21 protein-coding genes are annotated in these 14,536 nt (G+C 72.9%); all 21 read left to right on the top strand.

Annotated features, from left to right (window positions below):
• A partial coding sequence (locus H5J30_RS05565; protein WP_220188568.1) for a hypothetical protein occupies positions 1-623 on the top strand: 623 nt, incomplete at its 5' end.
• On the top strand, positions 616-1,128 hold the full coding sequence (locus tag H5J30_RS05570; protein ID WP_181786037.1) for a hypothetical protein: 513 nt from the start codon (positions 616-618) through the stop codon (positions 1,126-1,128). The genes H5J30_RS05565 and H5J30_RS05570, both read left to right, overlap by 8 nt.
• Positions 1,125-1,529 (top strand): hypothetical protein, encoded by a 405-nt coding sequence (locus tag H5J30_RS05575; RefSeq protein WP_181786038.1) that lies wholly within the window; start codon positions 1,125-1,127, stop codon positions 1,527-1,529. Before H5J30_RS05570 ends, H5J30_RS05575 begins: the two co-directional genes overlap by 4 nt.
• Positions 1,522-1,737, top strand: a complete 216-nt coding sequence (locus H5J30_RS05580; protein ID WP_181786039.1) for a DUF6011 domain-containing protein — start codon at positions 1,522-1,524, stop codon at positions 1,735-1,737. The genes H5J30_RS05575 and H5J30_RS05580 overlap by 8 nt, the downstream gene beginning before the upstream one ends.
• Complete coding sequence (locus tag H5J30_RS05585; protein WP_181786040.1) at positions 1,730-2,398, top strand: hypothetical protein; 669 nt, start codon at positions 1,730-1,732, stop codon at positions 2,396-2,398. Before H5J30_RS05580 ends, H5J30_RS05585 begins: the two co-directional genes overlap by 8 nt.
• Positions 2,395-2,904 (top strand): HTH domain-containing protein, encoded by a 510-nt coding sequence (locus tag H5J30_RS05590; RefSeq protein ID WP_181786041.1) that lies wholly within the window; start codon positions 2,395-2,397, stop codon positions 2,902-2,904. The genes H5J30_RS05585 and H5J30_RS05590 overlap by 4 nt, the downstream gene beginning before the upstream one ends.
• Before the next feature lie 116 nt (positions 2,905-3,020).
• A complete protein-coding gene (locus tag H5J30_RS05595) occupies positions 3,021-3,749 on the top strand; it encodes a DNA-methyltransferase (protein ID WP_181786042.1) in 729 nt (242 codons plus the stop codon).
• Positions 3,750-3,981: 232 nt separating this feature from the next.
• A complete protein-coding gene (locus H5J30_RS05600; protein ID WP_258563119.1) occupies positions 3,982-4,317 on the top strand; it encodes a MerR family transcriptional regulator in 336 nt (111 codons plus the stop codon).
• A gap of 1 nt (position 4,318) precedes the next feature.
• Positions 4,319-4,726, top strand: a complete 408-nt coding sequence (locus H5J30_RS05605) for a hypothetical protein (RefSeq protein ID WP_181786043.1) — start codon at positions 4,319-4,321, stop codon at positions 4,724-4,726.
• A gap of 89 nt (positions 4,727-4,815) precedes the next feature.
• Entirely contained in the window at positions 4,816-4,989 is a 174-nt protein-coding gene (locus H5J30_RS05610) for a hypothetical protein (RefSeq protein WP_181786044.1), read from the top strand.
• A gap of 290 nt (positions 4,990-5,279) precedes the next feature.
• Positions 5,280-5,654 (top strand): holin, encoded by a 375-nt coding sequence (locus H5J30_RS35940; protein ID WP_258563120.1) that lies wholly within the window; start codon positions 5,280-5,282, stop codon positions 5,652-5,654.
• Positions 5,655-5,794: 140 nt separating this feature from the next.
• Entirely contained in the window at positions 5,795-6,277 is a 483-nt protein-coding gene (locus tag H5J30_RS05620; protein ID WP_181786045.1) for a phage terminase small subunit P27 family, read from the top strand.
• A gap of 24 nt (positions 6,278-6,301) precedes the next feature.
• The gene (locus H5J30_RS05625; protein ID WP_181786046.1) at positions 6,302-8,128 is read left to right on the top strand and encodes a terminase large subunit; all 1,827 of its coding nucleotides are present in this window, start codon (positions 6,302-6,304) and stop codon (positions 8,126-8,128) included.
• Positions 8,129-8,145: 17 nt separating this feature from the next.
• On the top strand, positions 8,146-8,340 hold the full coding sequence (locus H5J30_RS05630) for a hypothetical protein (RefSeq protein ID WP_181786047.1): 195 nt from the start codon (positions 8,146-8,148) through the stop codon (positions 8,338-8,340).
• The gene (locus H5J30_RS05635; RefSeq protein WP_181786048.1) at positions 8,340-10,466 is read left to right on the top strand and encodes a phage portal protein; all 2,127 of its coding nucleotides are present in this window, start codon (positions 8,340-8,342) and stop codon (positions 10,464-10,466) included. Before H5J30_RS05630 ends, H5J30_RS05635 begins: the two co-directional genes overlap by 1 nt.
• A gap of 196 nt (positions 10,467-10,662) precedes the next feature.
• Positions 10,663-11,475, top strand: coding sequence for an HK97 family phage prohead protease (locus tag H5J30_RS05640; protein WP_181786049.1), 813 nt, complete (start codon positions 10,663-10,665; stop codon positions 11,473-11,475).
• 94 nt (positions 11,476-11,569) lie between these two features.
• Positions 11,570-12,799: a phage major capsid protein gene (locus H5J30_RS05645; protein ID WP_181786050.1), complete on the top strand. Its 1,230-nt coding sequence runs from the start codon at positions 11,570-11,572 to the stop codon at positions 12,797-12,799.
• 51 nt (positions 12,800-12,850) lie between these two features.
• Positions 12,851-13,243 carry a hypothetical protein gene (locus tag H5J30_RS05650; protein WP_181786051.1) on the top strand — a complete coding sequence of 131 codons (393 nt, stop codon included), beginning with the start codon at positions 12,851-12,853 and terminating at the stop codon, positions 13,241-13,243.
• 62 nt (positions 13,244-13,305) lie between these two features.
• Entirely contained in the window at positions 13,306-13,644 is a 339-nt protein-coding gene (locus H5J30_RS05655) for a hypothetical protein (protein ID WP_181786052.1), read from the top strand.
• Positions 13,644-14,228, top strand: coding sequence for a hypothetical protein (locus tag H5J30_RS05660; RefSeq protein WP_181786053.1), 585 nt, complete (start codon positions 13,644-13,646; stop codon positions 14,226-14,228). The genes H5J30_RS05655 and H5J30_RS05660 overlap by 1 nt, the downstream gene beginning before the upstream one ends.
• The coding region (locus H5J30_RS05665) for a phage head completion protein (RefSeq protein ID WP_181786054.1) at positions 14,225-14,536 on the top strand (312 nt) is incomplete at its 3' end. The genes H5J30_RS05660 and H5J30_RS05665, both read left to right, overlap by 4 nt.

Genomic DNA, 14,536 nt, shown 5'->3' on the forward strand with positions numbered 1-14,536 from the left:
GTTCCGCCGGCGCTGACGCCGCCGGCCCCAAGACCACCCCCTACCGGAAAGTAACACCGATGATCTTTACCGCGTTCATGCTCTACGCGTACGTCGCCGGCGTGAGCACCGCCGTGGCCGCCCACACCCGGACACGCGCAGTCGCCGCCGCCGCGCTGGCCGGGCTGTGGCCGCTCACGCTGCCCGTCTGGGCCGCGCGGCGCGCGTACCACCGACACCGCCCGCGCACCGCCACCCGCACGGCCGACACCGCCCCCGGCCTGCCACCCACCACGCCGTGCACCGAGCACCACGGCGACGACCGCTTGCGGTACGGCTGCATCGGCCCCGACCCCGCCCCCGACGCCGCCGAGCCGCTCCTGACCGACCAGACCCGCCGCCTCGACCCCCTGAGCCGCGCCCTGCGCGCCGACGTCGCCCGCCGCTCCCCGGCCACGCCGCAACCGTACGCGGCCGCCCTCGCCCGGATCCTGGACGCCATCGACGAGTTGCAGGCCAGCGACGGCGACACCCCCGGACGGCCCGGCTACCGCAGCGCCCCGAACGAGCTGTTCCTGCACCTGTACCTCACCGCCGAGTCAGCCCGCACGCTCGCGAACGACGACGAGGCCGGCCATGGCTGACGAGCACGTCGTGTACATCCGCTCTACCGTCGACGGCGCCGGCCGCGCCGCGTGCCTGCTCCAGTGGGGCCCGATCCAGGCCCTGCTGGACGTCGACCGCGTGCTGCTCACCGCCCGCGAGCTGATGGCGGCCGCCGCCGCGGCCGAAACCGACATCGCCCTGGCCGCGGCCATGCGCGAGGACCTCCGCGCAGACGACGCCACCGTGGGCGTCTTCCTGCGGGAGATCCGCGGCCGCCGCCCCGTCCCAGAGGGTCGACCCGCGCTGCGTATCGCCGCCGTCGCCGGCACCCACACCGGTCTGCCGCTGGTCCACATAGGCCGCGGCTCCATGGCCGGCGAGCTGTCCCCCGACGACGCCCGCGACATGGCGATGCACTGGGCGCAGGCCGCGGTCGCCGCCCAGATCGACGTGCGCCTGCGCTACGCCCTCGGCGAGTGGGACCACCTCACCCCCGACCAGACCGACCGACTGTTCGCCATGCTCCAGGCGGTGGACCGATGACCGCCGGAGACTGGCTCCGCTCGCCGATGATCTACATCTTCGGCATCGCCGCGCTGTGGTGGGCGATCGGCAAGCGGGGGCGGGCCGCCGTCCGCGCGCTCCCCGACGCCATCGCCGACGCCGCCGCCTGGGCCTGGTCCGGGCTGACCTGGCGCCGCCGCTGGCGCCGCACGCCCCGACCCACCGACCGCCGGGCCCGCCTAGTGCTCCAGCACATCGCCAACACCCAGCCCGCCGGCGCCACCGCGGCCGAGCTGCACACCGCACTGGGCTGGCCGGCCGTCGAGGTCTACGGGCTGCTCGACGCCCTGGTGGACACCGGGCACCTGACCCGCTGCAGCGTCCCGGGCCCGGGCACCCCGCGTGCCGTCTACCGCATCCCGGAGGACCCCCGTGGCTGACCACGACACCACCGCGGCCGCCGCCACAGCTCTGGAGGACCTGGAGCCCCGACCCTGCGGCCTGTGCGGCGCCGAGCTGCGCGAGGCCGGATCCGTCGCGCTGGGCCTGGGCCCGGTGTGCCGCAAGCGGCTGCTCGGCGACATCGACGACCACGCCGGCGCCGGCCAGTTGGCCGCGTTCGACCTGCCGGAGGCCGCCGGTGGCTGAACACGTCTGCGTGTGCTGCCTGCGCCGCACCGCCGCCCCCGGCACCCTCTCCTGCCGCCTGTGCACCGGCGAACTCACTGACGCCCTACGCGAACTCCCCAAGCTGGTCCCGCTGCTCGAACTCCTCCTGGAGCCGAGCGTGCAGCCGACGACCGGCAGCCGCGGCGGCGGCCGCGCGCACAGCCCCGCCCCGCTGCGCCTGGACGTCCTGACCCTCATCGGCCCCGGCCACCCCACCCCGCCCCTGGACGCCCTCGGCGGGGGGGACATCCCCATCCTGCCGATGGTCACGGGCTGGGCCGGCTACATCGCCACCCAGCACCGCACCGGCTGGCGCGACCCCTCCGGCACCGTCCGCGTCGCCCCCGCCGACCCCGCGCCCCGCGGTGCGACCCTCGCCGCCTGGTGCACGTGGCTCCTCGCCTACCTCCCGTACGCGCTGACCGAGCCGTGGGTGGCGGAGATGCACACCCAGATCACCGGCGTGACCGCGCTGTGCACGCGCCTCGTCGGCGGCCTGCGCCGCCCGGCCCCGGTCGACCGGCCTTGCCCCGAGTGCGGGCTGTACGCCCTCGTCCAGCGCTACGGCGGCCGCGGCGCAACCTGTGAGTCGTGCGGCGCGCAGACGACCGACTCACCGACTCACGGGGTGAATCGGTGAGCCGACTCAGCGACGACCGTGCCGCCCGCCTGCCCGAGGTCCGCCGACTCAAGGCCCAGGGCCTGAGCCAGCGAGCCATCGCTCGCCGCCTGCAGGTGAGTCAGTCCGCGATCGCCCGCGACGTGCAAGACCTCAAGAAGGAGCAGCGCGCCATGGCGCACACCGACTCAGCAGCCGACTCGCCCCCGGGCGACTCAACCGACTCAGCCGCGCTCGACCGAGTCGCCGACGCGCTCACCGACGACTCACCCGCCGAGCACCGCCGACTCACCCTCTACGCCGACGACGATCTGATACGGGACCTGGCCGACCTGATGGACGGCACGCAATGCAGCCCCCAACAGCTCATCGACTACGCCGTGGGCACCCTCGCCAACACCTACCGCGCGGCGGTCGCCCACGGTGCACTCCGCCCCGGGGACGAACTCGCCGTCACCGCAATGACGATCCGCCGACCAGCCCACCACGACACCGTCGCCGTCACCCTCACCACCCCGCCCGCATGAGCACGCGCCGGAGCACCGTGGACCGAACATGCGTTCCCATCGCATGATCGGGGCACGGTGCCCGACTCGCTCACGACCGCCGTGCACGCGACCTGCACCGAGAAAGGGGCCCCACCATGCCCCCATGGACGCTGCACCGCGGCGACGCCCTGACGGTGCTCCACACGCTGCCCACCGGCAGCGTCGACGCCGTGATCACCGATCCCCCGTACAACTCCGGCGGCACCACGCCGGCAAGCCGGACCGGCAGCACAGCCCGCAAGAAGTACGTCAGCAGCGATGCCCTGCACGCCCTGCCGGACTTCGAGGGCGACAGCAGAGACCAGCGCGGGTACCTCGCCTGGATGACCCTGGTCCTCGGCCAGTGCCTACGGATCTCCCGCACTGGCAGCCCGCTCCTGATCTTCACCGACTTCCGCCAGCTCCCGGTCACCTCCGACGCGTTGCAGGCCGCCGGGTGGACCTGGCGCGGCATCGTGCCGTGGCACAAACCGATCAGCAGGCCCTACCGCGGGGGTTTCAAGCGCGAGTGCGAGTACGTGCTGTGGGCCACCAACGGCCCCGTCGACGCCGCCCGTAACCCCATCTACCTGCCGGGCCTGTTCAGCGCCTCGCAGCCACGCGGCAGCAAGCGGCACCACATCACGCAGAAGCCCGACGCCCTCATGACTGAGCTGATCAAGGTGTGTGTCCCGGAAGGGACCGTGCTGGACCCCTTCACCGGCTCCGGCTCCACCGGCGTCGCCGCCCTCGCCAGCGGCCGCGACTTCGTCGGGATCGAGCTGTCCGAGGCCATCGCGACCACCGCCCGTACACGCCTCGCCGACGTCGGCGAGGCGGCCTGACCCGGATTGTCAGACCCTGCTGCCACAATGCCCGCACGCCCCGGCCTGACACGGGCGCTTCACCGGGGCACCGCGGCCCGCCTACCAGTCGCAGGCGGGCCGCGGCCGGCGCCCCCACGCGTCGGACTGGACAAGATCGTCACTTAGCGTCAGACTCTTGGCAGCAGCACCCGTATGCCCACCACCGCCCCCGCCAGCCGCGGGGGCGTTCGCGCGCCGGGGGTGAAGACGCGTGCTCCCCACCCTCCTGACCGCCGCCCAGGCCGCCGAGCACGCCACCCGAGCACGCCAAGCCCTGTCCGCCGGCGCCGCCCACATCACCCTCGACGCGATCTACCAGTGGGTCGCGCGCGGGCACCTGGCGCCGGCCGGCCTAGCCGACGACAACCGCACCCGGCTGTACCGCCTGGCCGACGTCGCCGCCGCCGAGGCCGCCACCCGCGGCCGCGCGCTGCGCCTCGTCGGCCTACCCGAGACAGGGGAGCGCGTTCACCCCGAACGCGTCACAGCTCCGCCACGGAACCGTCACATCCAGTTCAGCCCCCAGGATCACCCACCACGATCCTGACATGCGCAGACATTTAGCAACCGCCGTCGTCCTCACCGCCGTTGCCACCTTCCTCGCCGGATGCAGCTCGTCCGACGACGGCACCGACGACCCGCCCACATCCAAGTCCCCGCTCTCGCAGGAGGACCGCGACAAGGCGCTAGCCGACGCCGGCATACCGCCCGTCCCCAACGGGGCCACGCGTACGGCCCTGATCGACGTGCTGCGCTCGATTGACCCCGCCATCGTCAACGACGAAGACAAGGCCATCGACGCCGCCCGCAACCAGTGCTCCGCCATCAACGGCGGCAGCACCAAAGCGGACTGGACCGCTTCCCAGCGATTCAGCTACGACGGCAACGAGGTCAGCGAAGCCGAAGGCAAGCTGATCAACGAAGCCCTGAAGGCACTGAAGTTCTGCGACGTCTGAACCGGCGAGTCCACCCAGCCGCGCCCCCGGTCGCCCCCCCGCCGGCCGGGGCCGCGGCGCCCGCCCACCGAGACCCGCAGCGAGGAGCCATGCAGCACGCCCTGAACATGCGCAAGGAACTGCGTGAGCTGGCGCCCACCGAGGACGGATGGCGGCAGTTCGAGCCGACCGGCCGCGTACACCTGCGCTGCGCCTGCGGACTCGACACCGGCCTGGTCCCCCACGCCCAGGCCGCCGCGCTCATGCCTGCGCACCGCAGCTGACCGCGAGCGCCACGCGATGCGATTGCGCGCTGGAGGGGTGACTGTGAGGTACGAGGACGCCTACGCGCAGCTAGCCCGCCGCTTCCACCAGGCGCACCAACGGGGACATACCCGGGTCGTGTGCTGCGGGTGGGCCAGTCGTACGGGCCTGGCGTACTGGGCGGGCCTGCTGCGTCACGAGCCCCGCGAAGCCGGTTACGTGATCCCTCGCCGCCTGGCCTGCCGCCTGCTGCGCCGTCACAACGACACGTGCATTGGGCGCCGCGGACACGTCGCCCGGTGGTGACCCGGTGCCGTCGCGTGCTGCTCGCCGTTGCACCACCTCCGGCTGCACCGGCACCCCACAGCCAGGCTCCGGCAAGTGCACCGCCTGCCAGGACCGGGCCCGCCGGCCGCGCCCGTCCGCTGCTGCGCAGGGCTACGGCGCCGAGCACCGCGACCGCTTCCGCGCCGGCGTGCTCGCACGTGATCCGGTCTGCGTAGTGTGCCGCGCGGCGCCGAGCGTGCACGCCGACCACTGGCCGCTGTCCAAGCGGCAGCTGCGCGCGGCCGGGCAGGACGAGCACGACCCGACCCATGGCCGCGGCCTGTGCCCGCGCTGCCACAGCACAGAGACCGCCGAGTACCAGCCCGGCGGGTGGAACCGCGAGGCCCCGCCCTACTGAGCGTGAGGGGGTAGGGGGTGATCATCGCTGGGGCTCGGGGGACCAGGAACGCGGGGGGGAGTCCCCCTGCGCTCTGACAGGTAACGGAGACCGCCGTACCGGGCGCCCGTTCGTCACGCTGCGTACACGTCGGAGGGGTCATGGGGAAGCGGGGGCCGGCGGGGAAGCCGACTGCGCTGCGGGTGCTGCACGGGGACCGCAAGGACCGGATCAACACCGACGAGCCGCAGCCGGCCGCCGGCGACGTCGAGCCGCCGGCGTGGCTGGGCGACGCCGCGGTGGAGGTCTGGGACACCCTCGCCGGCGACCTGCAGGGCCAGGGGGTGCTGACCGCCTGGGACGTCGAGGCGTTCGCGAACTGGTGCGATGCGGTGGCGCGGCGGCGGGACGCGGCCGCGCACATCGAGGACGAGGGCGCGGTGGTGGAGCTGCCGGTGTTCAACAAGAACGGCGACCTGGTCGGCCACCGGCGTGCCAAGTCGCCGTGGCTGCTGGCGCTGGACGCGGCAGACGCCCAGGTGCAGCGCTACGGCGCCCGCTTCGGGCTGACGCCCAGCGACCGGGCGCAGTTGAAGGTCGCCAGACCGGAGACGCCCGGCGGCGCGGAGCGGCTGCTGTCCTGACCTCGCGGCCGGTGAGGGGGCGGTATGGCTGCGCGGACGACGTCGCGGCCGGCCCGCAGCAAGGCGACCGCGCGGCCGCCGCGGCGCCGGCGGGTGCTGAAGGTTGACCACCACCGGCGGTGGCGGCCGCGGTCGCGCAAGGGCGGCCGCTGCGGCTACACGCTCGACGGGAAGACGTGCACGCGGTCCGGAGCGCACTACTGCGAGCCGCGCGCGGATCGGGTGGTGGCGTTCTTCGCCGAGCTGCTGGTGCACCCGGCCGGCGCGTGGGCGAACCACGCCTTCGTGCTCGCGCCGTGGCAGGAGCACGAGATCATCCGGCCGCTGTTCGGTGAGGTGATCTTCTCCGAGCAGTGGGGCCGGTACGTGCGCCGCTACAGCAGGGCGACGATCGTCATGGCGCGCAAGAACGGCAAGAGCGCGCTGCTGTCGGGGATCTTGCTGTACCTGCTGTGCGGGGACGGGGAGGAGTCGGCGGAGGTCTACGGCGCCGCGGCGACCACCAGGCAGGCGGGCAAGGTGTTCGAGCCCGCGGTGAAGATGGTCAAGAAGTCGCCGGTGCTCGCCGCGCGGCTGCAGCACATCAAGAACGCCCGCCGCCTGGTCGACGAGCACAGCGGATCGCACTACGAGGTGATCCCGGCGGACGCCGACACCGAGCTGGGCCACAACCCGCACGGCTTCGTGCTGGATGAGGTCCTCTCGCAGCGCGACGACGGGCTGTGGAAGGCCATGCGCACCGCGGCCGGCGCCCGCGCGCAGGCCCTGATGCTGGCGATCACCACCGAGACGAGCGACGGCACGTCGTTCGGGGCGGAGTTCATCGACGAGGCCGACCGGGTCATGGAGGACCCGGCGCGCGCGCCGCACCACTTCGCGTACGTGCGCAAGATGCCGCGGACCGTCGAGGAGCTGGAGCGGCTGTGGCGGCTGTTCCCGGCCCGGCCCGAACTGCCCGTCAGCTGCGATCCGTGGGACGAGCGGAACTGGGCCTGGCCCAACCCGGGCCTGGGACAGTTCCTGTCGATCACCAGCCTGCGGGAGGAAGCCGAAGAGGCCCGCGCGTCGCTGTCGGCGGAGAACGGGTTCCGCCAGTTCCGCCTGAACCAGCGCGTCTCGCAGGTGACGCGGTGGCTCTCCATGGACCTGTGGGACGCCAACGCCCGCGAGATCGCCCCCACCCCCAGCTGGGCGCGCGAACGGCTGGCTGGCGAACGCTGCTGGGGCGGGCTGGACCTGTCCAGCAAGCTGGACCTGACCGCCTGGGCGCTGCTGTTCACCGACGGGTCGGTGCTGTGGCGGTTCTGGGCGCCTGAGTCGGTGGCCGGGGTGCTGGACGAGCACACCGGCGGGAAGTTCTCCGAGTGGGCCCGCGACGGGTGGATCACGCTGACCGACGGCGACGTCATCGACTACGACCGGATCTACGCCGACGTCGACGACGACCACGACACGTTCGTGATCACCGATGTGACGTACGACAAGTGGACCGGCGAGCCGGTGCGGCAGGAGATCGAGAAGCAGACCGGGCTGACGCTGGTGGAGTCGAACACCACCTACGACCGGATGACGCCGCCGATGAAGGAGTTCGAGAAGCGGCTCAAGGCCCGTGAGTACGGCCACTTCGGCAACCCCGTCGCGCGGTGGATGGCCGACAGCGTGCAGAAGAAGTCCCCGCGCGATGACCCCGATCGGCTGCGGCCGGTCAAGCCGGACCGCGACAAGTCCGGGGTGCGCATCGACGGCATCCCGGCGCTGCTGTTCGCCCAGGACGGCGCGATGCGCGGCCGGCCCGTCGAGTCGGTCTACGAGACCCGGGGCCTGGCCACCGTCGGTGGCGAGGCGGAGTGACCAAGGAGGGGTGCGCGGTGGACTGGTGGGACGTGCTCGCGCTGCTCGGGGTGGCGCTGCTCGGCGCCGGGCTGGGGATGCTCGCCCCGTGGCTGGGGGTGGCGGCCGCCGGCGCCGCGCTGCTGGGCATCGGGATGGCCGGCGCCGCGGCCGCCGAGCGCACTGCCCGTACCCGTGAGCTGCTCGACGAGGCGAAAGGCGGGGGCGGCTGATGGGGTTCTTGCGCTCGGCGATGCGCGCGACCGTGGGCCCGCTGTCGGGGATCGCCACCCCGGAGAAGTGGGTGGTGGACTGGTGGACCGGCGGCGGCGCCAACTCCGCCGGCGTGCACGTCGATCAGGACACGGCGCTGACCTATTCGGCGTTCTTCGCCGGCGTACGGGTCATCTCCGAGGACCTCGGCGGGCTGCCGCTGCACCTGTACGAGTGGCTGCAGCCGCGCGGGAAGCGCCGCGCGAAGGAGCACCCGCTGTACCGGGTGCTGAACCTGCAGCCCAACGACATGATGACGAGCCTGCAGCTGCGCGAGACGCTGCAGGGCCACGCGCTGACGTGGGGTGACGGCGTCGCGAACGTGGTCTGGGACAACGCCGGGCAGGTGGCCGAGTTGTGGCCGCTGCGCCCGGACCGGCTGCGGATCCGCAGCCGCCGCCTGGGCCCGGGCCGGCTGCGGCGGTACTACGTCTACGACGACAGCGTGAACGGCATCCACACCACGTTGCTGCCCAACGAGGTCCTGCACGTCGCCGGCCTGGGCTTCGACGGCGTACGCGGCTACTCGGTGGTCGACATGGCCGCGAACAGCATCGGGCTGGGGCTGGCGACCGAGCACCACGGCGCGAAGTTCTTCGGCAACGGCGCCAACCCCGGCGGCGTGCTGTCCCACCCCGGGAACATCTCCAAGGGGGCGCGGGAGCGGATCCGCGCGGACTGGGAGACCACCCACCGCGGCCTGGACCGTGCGCAGCGCGTCGCGATCCTGGAAGAGGGCGTGGCGTGGCAGTCCATCGGCATCCCCAACGACAACGCGCAGTTCCTGGAGACGCGCAAGCTGCAGGTCACCGAGATGGCGCGCTGGCTGCGGATCCCGCCGCACAAGATCGGCGACCTGGAGCGGGCGACGTTCTCGAACATCGAGCACCAGCAGCTCGACTACGTCACGACCGCGCTGCGGTCCTGGCTGGTGCGCTGGGAACAGGCCATCGCGCTGCAGCTGCTGCTGCCCGAGGAGCGGGAGCAGTTCTTCGCCGAGCACCTGGTGGACGCGCTGCTGCGCGGCGACACCATGACCCGGTACCAGGCGTACGCGATCGGCCGGCAGTGGGGATGGCTCTCGGCGAACGACGTGCGGGAGAAGGAGAACGAGAACCCCGTGGACGGCGGCGACGACTACATGGTGCCGCTGAACATGGTGCCCGCCGGCTCTGCGGCCGCGGCCGCCAGTGCGGACGGCGGCCGCGGCAACGTGCGCCTGGCCCTCAACGTCACCGGCGCCGACGAGGCGCTGGAACAGGCGATCCGCAAGGCGGTGGAGCTCGACGGCGGCGCCGCCGGGCGGTACGCCCGCGCGCTGCGCGGCCGCGGCATGACGCTGCGCGCGAGCCTCGCGGAGCAGTACGGGCCGAAGATCGAAGCGATCGACGCGGAGATCGCCGAGCTGGAGGCCGACGCCGTCGAGGACCTCGTCACGACGCACCTGGAGCCGGCCCGCGGCCGCCGCCGGCGCACCCGCACCATCAGCTCGTTCGTCTCCGCGCTGCGCACCCTGTACGCCCCGGATGGGCCCATCGCCGCGGCGATGGGCGAGCGGTGGCTGCCGCTGTTCACCGCGTTCGCCGGCGACGTCGCCGAGGACGCGGCCGCCGACGTCGGCCACGACGACGACGTCGACCTGACGGCGTGGGTACGCGCCTACGTCGCCGCGCACGTCGGCTATCACGTCTCGTCCTCCTTCGGGCAGCTGCGGGCGCTGACGGAGAAGACGGACACCGTTGACGACCTCATTGCCGCGGTGGCCGAGCGGTTGGCCAAGTGGCAGGCGGAGCGGCCGGAGCGCACCGCGCGGTGGGAGAAGACGCAGCTGCCGAACGCCGCCGCGCGCGAGACGTGGCGCGAGGCGGGCGTGGCGGAGTTGAAGTGGGTGGCGCGGGGCAGCAAGAACTGCCCGCACTGCACGAAGCTCGACGGCCGCACCGTCGGCATCGAGACCCCGTTCATCGCCAAGGGCGACGCCGTCGACGACGACGCCGAGGACGGCGAGAAGCTCGTGGCCAAGCGGAACACCTTCCATCCGCCCGTGCACGCGGGCTGCAACTGTCAGGTGGTGCCGGTCGTATGAGCCCAGACATGACCCCCGGGCGCTGCTCGGTGTGCCGGGAGCGCGCGGAGCGTGGCCCCTCTGGCGCCTGGTGGCACATCGGACCCGCCTGCGGTGCCGTGGCTGCCCGGTTCGAGCCCGGCGACGAGGGCGAGGGTGCCGAACGTCAGCAGCAGTCGCCGCGCAATCGGCAGATCACAGACCCCGGGAGGGACCGATGAAGGGGCAGCGCCACTACCTGCGCGGCTACGTGCTGCGCGCCGAAGACGACGAAGCCGAGGGCGCCGGTGAAGACGGCAAGCCGCTGCGGATCGTCGCGGCCACCGCCGGCATGAAGGGCGACGGGCTGAACCTGCAGATGGCCGGCGCCGACCTCGGCCGCTTCCAGGCCAACCCCGTCGTCGGCTACGGACACATGTACTGGGGGCGGGAGTCGCTGCCCATCGGCCGGTCGGAGAAGACGTGGATCGACGACGACCGGCTGATGATGGACGTCGGCTTCGACCAGGAAGACGACTTCGCCCGCACCGTCGAGCGCAAGTACCGCGGTGGCTACCTCAACGCCTTCTCCATCGGCTTCGACGTGTGGGACATCGACGACGCCGGCGTGCCCGCCGGGTGGGAGCTGTTCGAAGTCTCCGCCGTCCCGCTGCCGATGGACCCGAACGCCGTGGTGGAATCCGGCCGCGACGAGCAGCTGGCCATGGTCCGCACCCTGGTCGGTGACCGGCCGGACGCGGAGGCGTTCGCCCAGGCGGTCATGGCCCAACTGGGCGAGCTGCAGGGCAAGACACCGGCCCGGGCCGGGAAGGTGCTGTCCAGCAAGAACAAGAAGCTGGTGTCCGACGCTGTCAAGGCCCTTCAGGCGCTGCTGGAGGCCGCCGGCGGCACCGACGACGAGGACGACACCGGGGACGAGGACGAGGGCCGCCAGGCCCCCGGCACCCCGCCGGCCCCGCAGGGCGGCGACGAGCTGACGCGGCTGCGGGCGGCCAACCAGCGCCTGGCGCGCCTGGCCGGCGTCGGCTGACCCACCCCGGGCCACCCCCCAGACCTGTACCGGCCGCCTGCACTGCGCCGCGGCCCGACTCACGCACGCCCACGCAACGAGGGGACAACCACCCATGAACATTCAGGAACTGCGGCGCAAGCGGGCGAAGCTCGGCGCCGACGCCTCGGCGATCATGCGCGCCGCCCAGGACGCCAGCCGCGCGATGACGCCGGAGGAGGAGACCCGCTTCGACAAGCTGATGGACGAGCGGGACCAGCTTGACCGCACCATCGAGCGGGCCGAGCGCCTGGCCGAGGACGAGCGCCAGCGCGCCGAGGACGCCGAGGACGACGACCGCGGCCGCGGCCGCGGCGGTGAGGAGGCGATGGGCGCGCTGCGCGCGTACCTCCTGGGCGGCCGCGCCAACCTCACCGCGGAGCAGGCCCGCGCGCTGAACGCGGGCAACGACCCCGAGGGCGGGTTCCTCGTCGCCCCGCAGCAGTTCGTCGAGGAGCTGCTGAAGGGCATCGACGACATGCTGCCGCTGCGCGGTCTGGCGACCGTGCAGCAGCTCACCCAGGCCGAGTCCCTGGGCGTGCCGACGCTGGACGCCGACCTGGGCGACGCCGAGTGGACGTCCGAGATCGGCACCGGCAGCCAGGACGACGGGCTGCGCGTCGGCAAGCGCGAGCTGCGCCCGCACCCGATCGCCAAGCGCGTCAAGATCAGCCGCAAGCTGCTGCGCGCCTCCCGGATGGGCCCCGAAACCCTCGTGCGTCAGCGCATGGAGTACAAGTTCGGCGTCACCCAGGAGAAGGCGTTCATGACCGGCGACGGCAACGAGAAGCCGCTGGGCCTGTTCACCGCGAACGCCGACGGCATCCCCGTCTCCCGCGACGTCAATGTCTCCAGCGACGGCACGGGGCTGGTCAACGCCGCCGGCGGCAACGCCGCGGACGACCTGATCACGGCCAAGTACACGCTGAAGGGGCAGTACCACCGCAACGCCAGGTGGCTGTTCCACCGGATGGTGCTGGCCTCCGTCCGCAAGCTCAAGGACGGGGACGGCAACTACGTCTGGCGCCCCGGGCTGGCCTCCGACCAGCCGGACACGATCCTGGACCTGCCGTTCATCCTGTCGGAGTACGCGCCTTCGACGATGGGTGACAACGACTACATCGGCATGCTCGGTGACTTCTCGTTCTACTGGATCGTCGAGGCCCTGCAGTTCGAGGTCCAGCGCCTGGTCGAGCTGTACGCGGAGTCCAACCAGGTCGGGTTCATCGGCCGCGCCGAGGCCGACGGCATGCCCGTGCTCGCAGAGGCGTTCATCCGCCTGCAGTCCAACGACGTCGTGGCCTGACCTCCTTTCAGGACCGCACACGATCGGCCTGCGGGCCGGGAAGGAATCCCCATGCGAGGCGACATCAAGAACAGCCTGTCGGTGGCCGCGACGCTGCTGCCGGCGTCGCGGACCGCCGCCGCCAACGGCACCGGCGTGGACCTGTCGAACTACCACGCGGCCGCGGTCGTCATCGACGCCGGCGCGTCCGGCGGCACCACCCCCAGCTTCACGTTCGAGGTGCAGGACTCCGACGACAACGCGGCGTTCGCCGCGGTGGCCGCCGAGTTCCTCGACGGCGACGAGCCGGTGGTGACCGGCTCCAACGACGAGAGCGTCTACGTCATCGGCTACCACGGCATCAAGCGGTACCTGCGGGTGGCGATCACCGCCGCCACCGGCACCTCTCCGACGCTGCTGTGCTCGGCCGTCGTCGTGCGCGGCAAGGGTCGCGTCAAGCCCTGACCCCGATCCGCCCGCCCGGGCCCGGCGCCCGGGCGGCGGGCACCCACGGAAGGACACCCGCAATGCGCGTGAAGATGCTGCGGCTGATGTGCAGCCCCGAACACGGCAACCACGACGCCGGCGACGAGGTCGACCTGCCCGAGCAGGAGGCCGCCCGGCGCATCGCGGCCGGCGACTGCGTCGCCGCCGACGCGGCGGACAAGCCCCGCCTGCGCGACAAGCTCCGCGGCCGCCGCGGCGGCAAGGAGCCCGAGCAGGCCGACAAGCCGCTGGCCAAGCAGACCGTGGCGCAGCTGCAGGCGTACGCCGCAGAACACGACGTCGACCTGGCCGGCGCCACGACCAAGGCCGACATCCTCGCCGCCATCGAGGCCGCCCAGGACGACGACGAGGACGGGTAATGGCGGGCGCGACCGCGGAGGACCTGCGCCGCCTGCTGCGCCGCGATGAGTTCACCGCCGACGAGACGGCGACCGCCGACCTGCTGCTGGACCTCGCGCTGGGCGTCATCGAGGAGGAGACCGGGCAGCCGCTGGCCTCGTCGACCGACACCATCACCCTCGACGGCCCGTCGGCGGACGACCACCCGCACCAGGTCGGCACCGGCACCAGCAAGCTGGTGCTGCCCCGCTGGCCCGTGACGGCCGTGGCGTCGGTGACGCTCACCGACGACGACGAGCTGCTGGCCGAGGGCAAGGACGCGGACTACACCTGGTCCGCCTCCGGGGTCCTGACCCGCTGCGGCGGCTGGTGGCCCAGCCACGACCAGGCGGTGGACGTCACCTACACCGCGGGGTTCCTGGCCCTGCCCACCGGCGTGAAGCGCATGCAGCTGCGGCTGGCGATGGCCGGCTGGTCCAACCCCGAGAACCTGGCGTCCGAATCGCTGGGGGACCACTCCCGCAGCTACGCCGCCGAGATGCTCGGCATGGAGCTGACCCCGGCCGAGCGGCGCACGCTGGCCGCGTACAAGGCGCGCACGTGAGCGTCGGCCACTGGCTCAACCGCACCCTGCAGGTGTGGCGGCCGAGCACCGAGCCGGACGGCGCCGGCGGTCAGAAGGTCACGTACGTACGTCAACCCGTTGACGTACGCGCCAAGGTCGACCAGCCCGCCGCCGTCGAGCACATCGAGGCGGGCAAGGGCGGCGCCGAGCACACCCACCCCGTGTACCTGGACCCGGCGGCGGACGTGCGCCGCGGCGACGAGCTGCGCGGCACCGACGGCCGCGGCACCGCCCAGCGGCTGCGGGTCGTCTCGACCGTCACGCCCTCAACGCCGCGGTACCTAAAG

Source organism: Streptomyces phytophilus (assembly GCF_013870535.1).
In the GTDB taxonomy this organism is placed as follows: Bacteria; Actinomycetota; Actinomycetes; order Streptomycetales; family Streptomycetaceae; genus Streptomyces; species Streptomyces phytophilus.